The organism is Lentilactobacillus sp., from assembly GCF_040773105.1.
Lineage (GTDB): Bacteria > Bacillota > Bacilli > Lactobacillales > Lactobacillaceae > Lentilactobacillus > Lentilactobacillus parabuchneri.
The window spans coordinates 1-6,452 of sequence record NZ_JAXGWW010000114.1 but is presented as its reverse complement, the minus strand read 5'-3'; the positions used below and the strand labels follow the sequence as shown (position 1 = coordinate 6,452).

General features: G+C 44.7%; 6 protein-coding genes. 4 read left to right on the top strand and 2 right to left on the bottom strand.

Going from position 1 to position 6,452, the window contains the following annotated elements; genetic code table 11:
* Positions 1-381: 381 nt before the first annotated feature.
* The 3 genes from rapZ to whiA are packed head-to-tail and all read left to right on the top strand — an operon-like array spanning position 382 to position 3,245.
* Positions 382-1,266, top strand: coding sequence for an RNase adapter RapZ (rapZ, locus tag AB3112_RS07040; RefSeq protein ID WP_084975108.1), 885 nt, complete (start codon positions 382-384; stop codon positions 1,264-1,266).
* Positions 1,266-2,270 carry a YvcK family protein gene (gene yvcK, locus AB3112_RS07035; RefSeq protein ID WP_057910238.1) on the top strand — a complete coding sequence of 335 codons (1,005 nt, stop codon included), beginning with the start codon at positions 1,266-1,268 and terminating at the stop codon, positions 2,268-2,270. The genes rapZ and yvcK overlap by 1 nt, the downstream gene beginning before the upstream one ends.
* Positions 2,271-2,300: 30 nt before the next feature.
* Entirely contained in the window at positions 2,301-3,245 is a 945-nt protein-coding gene (gene whiA / locus AB3112_RS07030) for a DNA-binding protein WhiA (RefSeq protein WP_084975110.1), read from the top strand.
* A 206-nt stretch (positions 3,246-3,451) separates the two neighbouring features.
* Here whiA and AB3112_RS07025 read toward each other — a convergent pair whose 3' ends face one another.
* Together AB3112_RS07025 and AB3112_RS07020 are read right to left on the bottom strand one after the other, a co-directional pair.
* Positions 3,452-4,522: a zinc-dependent alcohol dehydrogenase family protein gene (locus AB3112_RS07025; RefSeq protein ID WP_075141269.1), complete on the bottom strand. Its 1,071-nt coding sequence runs from the start codon at positions 4,520-4,522 to the stop codon at positions 3,452-3,454.
* 267 nt (positions 4,523-4,789) lie between these two features.
* Complete coding sequence (locus AB3112_RS07020) at positions 4,790-5,383, bottom strand: ATP-dependent Clp protease proteolytic subunit (RefSeq protein ID WP_367334182.1); 594 nt, start codon at positions 5,381-5,383, stop codon at positions 4,790-4,792.
* 228 nt (positions 5,384-5,611) lie between these two features.
* Here AB3112_RS07020 and AB3112_RS07015 point away from each other — a divergent pair.
* Positions 5,612-6,452 (top strand): VOC family protein (locus AB3112_RS07015; protein WP_367334181.1); only part of this gene is annotated, 841 nt, incomplete at its 3' end.

Genomic DNA, 6,452 nt, shown 5'->3' with positions numbered 1-6,452 from the left:
TGGCGGCACAATTGTGGCCACCGGGACGCCGGAACAAATCGCTCAAGTTTCCAACAGCTACACGGGGCAGTATCTCAAGCCCGTTTTGCAACGAGACAAAAAGCTGACTCAGGCTGCTGAAAAGCAAACAGTTAAAGCAACTAAATCATAAATTTGATGCGAATGGGTCAAGAACCGATTTGGTCCCAAAATTTAAGCCCCGCAAGCGATTGTTCCTGCTTTTTGGAATAATTGAATGCGGGGCTTAAATTTTGGGATTAGCCACCTTGTGTTTTATGCCACCGGCTGGTCACGATTTGGTGCCGCGATACGGTTTTGCTTTAAAATGATACGCCCGGTATGTTATACTGTTTAAAGTTCGTTATACGAAAGGAAATCATTATGGCCGTGAACAACCAATTTGTCATTATTACTGGGATGAGTGGCGCTGGCAAGACCGTTGCAATGCAAAGCTTTGAGGATCTGGGCTATTTTTGTGTTGACAACATGCCACCAACGTTGTTACCCAAATTTAAAGAATTGATCAGGATGGAACGCGATATCAATAAGATTGCTTTAGTGATGGATCTGCGTTCCCAAGTCTTTTACGACGAAATTATCGACATGTTTAGTGATCTGAGAAAGAGTGATAACAATAATGTCGATATTATTTTTCTTGATTCGTCTGATCAAAAATTAGTTTCCAGATATAAGGAAACCCGTCGCGCCCATCCACTTGCGAGAAATGGCCGTGTGATTGACGGGATAAAAAAAGAACGTGAATTGTTAGCAAACGTCAAGCAGTCAGCTGACCTTGTCGTTGATACGACCAATATGGCCCCCAGAAGGCTTCGTGAGGAAGTTTTCCATAACTTCGAGTCTACTGATGCCACTCACACGTTTCATATTGAAGTGATGTCTTTTGGCTTCAAATACGGCCTGCCACTGGATGCCGACATTGTCATGGATGTCCGCTTTCTGCCGAATCCGTATTATGACGCCAAAATGCGCTATAAGACCGGCCTTGACAGTGAGGTCCGACAATATGTGATGACTTCAGAAGGCGCCCAGGAATTTTATTCGAAATTACTGGATATGTTGAACTACACAATGCCAGGTTATGAAAACGAAGGCAAAGCGAGTCTGACAATTGCGATTGGCTGTACGGGCGGGCAACATCGCTCCGTGGCGATCGCGCAACAACTGGGCAAAGATTTAAAAGCCAATTATCCGGTCAATATTACTCATAGAGACATTGATCGGCACAAGACAAAGGAGGGTAACTGATGATTGATGCATTGCACACCCATCGGCCGCGGATCGTTGTGATCGGCGGAGGGACTGGTTTACCCGTTATCCTCAAGAATTTACGTAATCGTCATGTTGACATTACGGCGGTCGTAACGGTTGCCGATGATGGCGGTTCGTCCGGTATTTTGAGAAACTACATTAACGTCGTGCCACCTGGAGATATTCGTAACGTCATGGTGGCGTTATCGGACATGCCAGACCTGTACCTTGATTTATTTCAGTATCGCTTTAAGAGCTCGGACCAATTTTTTGCCGGCCACGCGTTGGGGAATTTGATCATTGCAGCATTATCAGAAATGAAGGGCGGCATTTTCGACTCCGTGCAAATTCTGAGTAAAATGCTGCAAGTTGACGGGCACATTTATCCCGCTGCCAACGAGCCCCTCGAATTGAATGCCGAATTTAGTGATGGTACCTTTTTGAGCGGCGAGTCGGAAATTACGGCTGCTGGTAAGATGATTAAACGTGTCTGGGTGGAAACGACTGATGATTCCCACAAACCAGAAGCGGTTGAACAGGTGATTGACGCCATCATGAACGCTGATCAGATCGTCCTGGGCCCCGGAAGCTTGTTTACCAGTATTTTACCCAACTTAATGATTGAAAACGTTGGCGAAGCTCTTCGACAGACGAGTGCCGACATTGTTTATATTTGCAATATCATGACCCAAAAGGGCGAAACCGAAAACTTTACCGAAGCTGACCATGTGCGGGTTTTGAACCGACATTTGGGGATGAATTTTATCAACACCGTTTTGGTAAATATCAAAGAAGTGCCTGCTGAATATATTGATCACAAGAAATGGAACGAAGTCTCACAACCCGTTAAACACGATTTCGCCGGTTTGCGGGCAATGGGCTGTCGCGTTATCTCCGCCGATTTTCTCGAATTAAAAGACCGCGGGGCGTTTCATAATGGGCAGGAAGTTGCCGACGAATTAATCAATTTATTAGGCCGGTCCCTAGACGACCACAAGTAACCTTGGACTGCTAGAAAAGGAGGGGATCACATGTCCTACGCAAGTGAGGTCAAGAAGGAATTAACTTCCTTGACCGTCCATCGAGACAATGCCAAGGCGGAACTGATGGCCTTGATTCGCATCAATGGCTCCCTCTCGATTTCAAATCATCATTTTGTGTTAAATGTTTCTTCAGAGAATCCCGCGATAGCCCGACGAATGTATAAGTTACTTTCAAAATTCTACGGCATCACAGGTGAGTTGAGTGTTCGGCGCAAGATGAAGTTAAAGAAAAATAATCTCTATATTCTACGGGTCGAAAATAAAGCGACTTCCTTACTGGATGATTTGGGAATTTTTGACGGTGCTTCAATCGTTGAAAGGGTGCCAAACCACATGTTAACAGAAGATGCGCAAATCCGCTCCTACCTCCGCGGCGCATTTTTAGCCAGCGGATCTGTTAACAATCCTGAAACTTCCAGATACCATTTGGAAATTTATTCTTTGTATGAAAACCACAATGAAATGATCATGGAAATGATGAATCAATATGGTTTAAAAGCACGGACAACGCAACGTCGGAGTGGGTATATCACTTATTTGAAGGAAGCTGAAAAGATCGCCGACTTTCTTCAGTTAATTGGGGCCACTAGTTCAATGCTGAAGTTTGAAGATATTCGAATCGTTCGTGACATGCGTAATTCAGTCAACCGGTTGGTGAACTGCGAAAATGCCAATTTGAATAAGGTGGCTAACGCTGCCAGCAAGCAAATTGAAAACATTAAGTTGATTGATGAAATGGTGGGCTTAAACAGCTTGGCACCAAAACTGGCTCAAGTTGCCCGGGCCAGGCTTCAGCATCCTGAAGTCAGCTTAAAGGAATTGGGCGATTTGGTCGAAGGTGGGCCAATTTCCAAATCCGGCGTTAATCATCGGCTGCGAAAGATTAATGAATATGCCGGCAAATTGGCACAGGGATTTGAACCAGAGATGTAACAGGGGCTGTGACAAAACTACCGTTTTGCCAACAGCCCCTTGCTTTTTCAATTTTATATAGCTGGAACGTGTGCCAAAAGGTTGCTTCCTAGGCATAACTACGAATAACTTTCCGAGCTTTCAGCTCAAAAAGTCATTCTAGGTTATGCTACGGAAGCAAACCCGCCTTTTGGCACACTCCCTTTTTGATTATATTTTTTAAATTTTTATCCTTCACTCACCCGCAACACACATGCGCCGCGAATGTCTCCTTTAGCAATATACTTTAAGGCATCGGCTGCCTTTTCAAGGGGATACTCGGTGATTTCCGGATGAATGTTTAACCGGTCAGCCAAAGTTAAGAATTCCTCGCCATCCCGGCGGGTGTTGCTTTCAACGCTGGTTAAATTCTTTTCATGGAAAATGTGGGTCGGATACGACATCTGTGGGATATCTGTTGAGTGAATGCCGGCCATTGCCAACGTGCCGCCGGGCTTCAAAGCTTCCATCGCCTTTGGAACGACGTCACCAACGGGGGTGTAATTAATGGCCGAATCCAGCTTAACTGGTGGCATATCATAGGTTCCTCTAGCAGATGCAGCCCCCAGCTGAAGGGCAAATTTACGTGCGTCTTCGCCTCGCGTGAGGACGTGCACTTCAATTCCCTGTTTCATCGCGATTTGAGCCGTTAAGTGGGCAGAGCCGCCAAATCCGTAAAGGCCTAATGTACCGCCTGCTGGAACGTTTGCCCGCTCATAGGCTCGGTAACCAATGATTCCAGCGCACAGAAGTGGGGCCGCGGTCAATGAATCGAACCGAGCGGGAATCCGATAGGCAAACCCTTCCGGAACCGTGGCGTATTCGGCATAACCGCCATCGTGGTCCCAACCGGTATACAATGAGTTTGGACAGAGGTTTTCTCTTCCGGATCGGCAATACTCGCAAACCCCACATGTCCACCGCAGCCAAGGAATGCCAATCCGGTCACCTAGTGCAAAACGCCGGGTTTCAGGCCCCATGGCAACCACCTTGCCGACAATTTCGTGACCAGGTGTCAAATTTTGTTTGTGAACTGGCAGGTCGCCTTCAGTTACATGGAGGTCGGTATGGCAAACCCCACAGGCAATCACTTTGACCAATACTTCACCTCGTTGTGGTTTTGGTACGGGTTTGGTCGTAAATCTAAGTGGGGAAGTGTCGCCATCAATTGGCCCTGGTTTGACAATTTCCCAAGCTTTCATTTCTGTCGGAATTGATTCAGAAGTTGTTGGTTCTTCTTTAGTTTGATTTGCATTCATCTTAATGGCCTCTATTCGTAAATCCTTTTGTTAACTTCTTAACGAACTACACCTTTATTTTAGTCGGTCAAATTGCTTTAATCAAACATCTGCTAACGCAAACATCTGCTAACGAAAAAGGGGGAGTGAGGCCAAGGACACTTTGGGACCAGTAGGTTGGCTTGCGCTTTAATAAGTAACTATCAAATCACAAAAAAACGAGGTCCTGACACTTTTGTCAGAATCTCGTTTTTGTTTGGAAACATTAATTTCCATTATTCAACTGAATTATTGTTTTTCTGAACTACTGGTCATGATACCATCCAATAATCCATAATCAACGGCTTCTTGAGCGGTCAAGTAGTTGTCACGCTCAGTATCCTTATTGATTTTTTCGATTGGTTGGCCAGAATTCTCAGCTAAGAGGTTGTTGATCATCTTACGTGCTTTGAGAATTTCTTCAGCAGCAATTTCAATTTCAGTTTGTTGGCCTTGTGCACCACCAGATGGTTGGTGAATCAAGACTTGGGCGTGTGGCAATGCGAAACGCTTGCCCTTGGCACCGGATGAGGCAAGGACGGAAGCCATTGAGGCCACCATACCCATTACGATGGTCTGAACGTCAGATTTGATGAAGTTCATGGTATCGTAAATTGCCATTCCTGAAGTGATAACACCACCAGGTGAGTTAATGTAAAGGTAAATATCTTTTTCTGAGTCTTGAGCATCCAAGAATAGTAATTGGGCAATAATCGCATTTGCCATGTCGTCTTCGATTGGGCCAGATAACATGATAATACGGTCTTTTAGCAAACGTGAATAAATATCATACGCACGTTCGCCGCCTGCGGATTGTTCAATGACGGTTGGCACTAAATTCATTCAAGATGCCTCCTTATAGGTTTTATGAAAGATGACTTACGCCAAGTTCATGTTAATATGATAGTTTATTGGTCAAAAAAGGTCAAATGTTTTGCTCACACTTATTTCATCTTTCCATGTGTTTGATGGGGCGTCTGGTGCCCAGATTAAAAATGCTTATTATAAGAAAGCGGATTCATTCATGATACAATAAGGTTAATAAGCTAATCAGGAACCAGGAGGATAGCAATGAGAACACATCATATTTCATTATTAGCAAGAGATGCCCAGCGAAATATTGACTTTTACACGCGGGTATTAGGGATGCGATTGGTCAAAAACTCTGTGAACCAGGAAAATATTCGAATTCGTCATTTATTTTACGGCGATTATCTTGGAACGCCGGGTTCAGTGGTGACGTTTTTTGTCGTCCCGCTATTAGGCCATCGAACGGATGGAAAACATTTTTTCAACAATATTAAATTATCGGTTCCGAATGGCAGCTTGGCATTTTGGAAACAACGATTGGCAGAACATTCCGTTTCGACCACCGATATTGAAAATGGGATTACGTTTCAAGATCCTGATGATGTTGAAATTAAATTCTTACAGACAAGTGAACGTTTAACGGATATGCGGGTTGTCCCAGATAACGGGATTCCAGCCGACTATCAGATTACGCATTTAATGGGAACTGAGTTGCACGTTCCGGATCCTGAAGCGACAGCTGCCTTCTTTCAGAATTGGCTCGGGATTTCGGTTAAGGATGATGTCGTTGAATTAGATGACCAACAATCAATTGAGTTATTTGAAAGTGATCAACCAGATGTTAAAACCCGCTTTGGTCGTGGCAGCATTGATCACATCGCCCTTCAAGCACCGACAAAAGCCGATTTGTTCAGATTTTGGGACATTGCCAAGGAACAGCACTTAAATATTGAAGAGTACGCTGATCGTGGTTGGTTCAAGAGCTTATACGTCAGAGATCCGGGCGATAATCGAATTGAAATTGCGACGACCACACCGGGATTCAGCTTGGAAGAGCCGATTTTAACGATGGGGCAGGGATTATCGTTGCCACCAAAATTTG

Excerpts from the sequence above, each read along its gene's own strand:
- AB3112_RS07025 (WP_075141269.1), bottom strand. The coding sequence starts at position 4,522 with ATGAATGCAAATCAAACTAAAGAAGAACCAACAACTTCTGAATCAATT.
- yvcK (WP_057910238.1), top strand. The coding sequence starts at position 1,266 with ATGATTGATGCATTGCACACCCATCGGCCGCGGATCGTTGTGATCGGC.
- rapZ (WP_084975108.1), top strand. The coding sequence starts at position 382 with ATGGCCGTGAACAACCAATTTGTCATTATTACTGGGATGAGTGGCGCT.
- AB3112_RS07020 (WP_367334182.1), bottom strand. The coding sequence starts at position 5,383 with ATGAATTTAGTGCCAACCGTCATTGAACAATCCGCAGGCGGCGAACGT.
- whiA (WP_084975110.1), top strand. The coding sequence starts at position 2,301 with ATGTCCTACGCAAGTGAGGTCAAGAAGGAATTAACTTCCTTGACCGTC.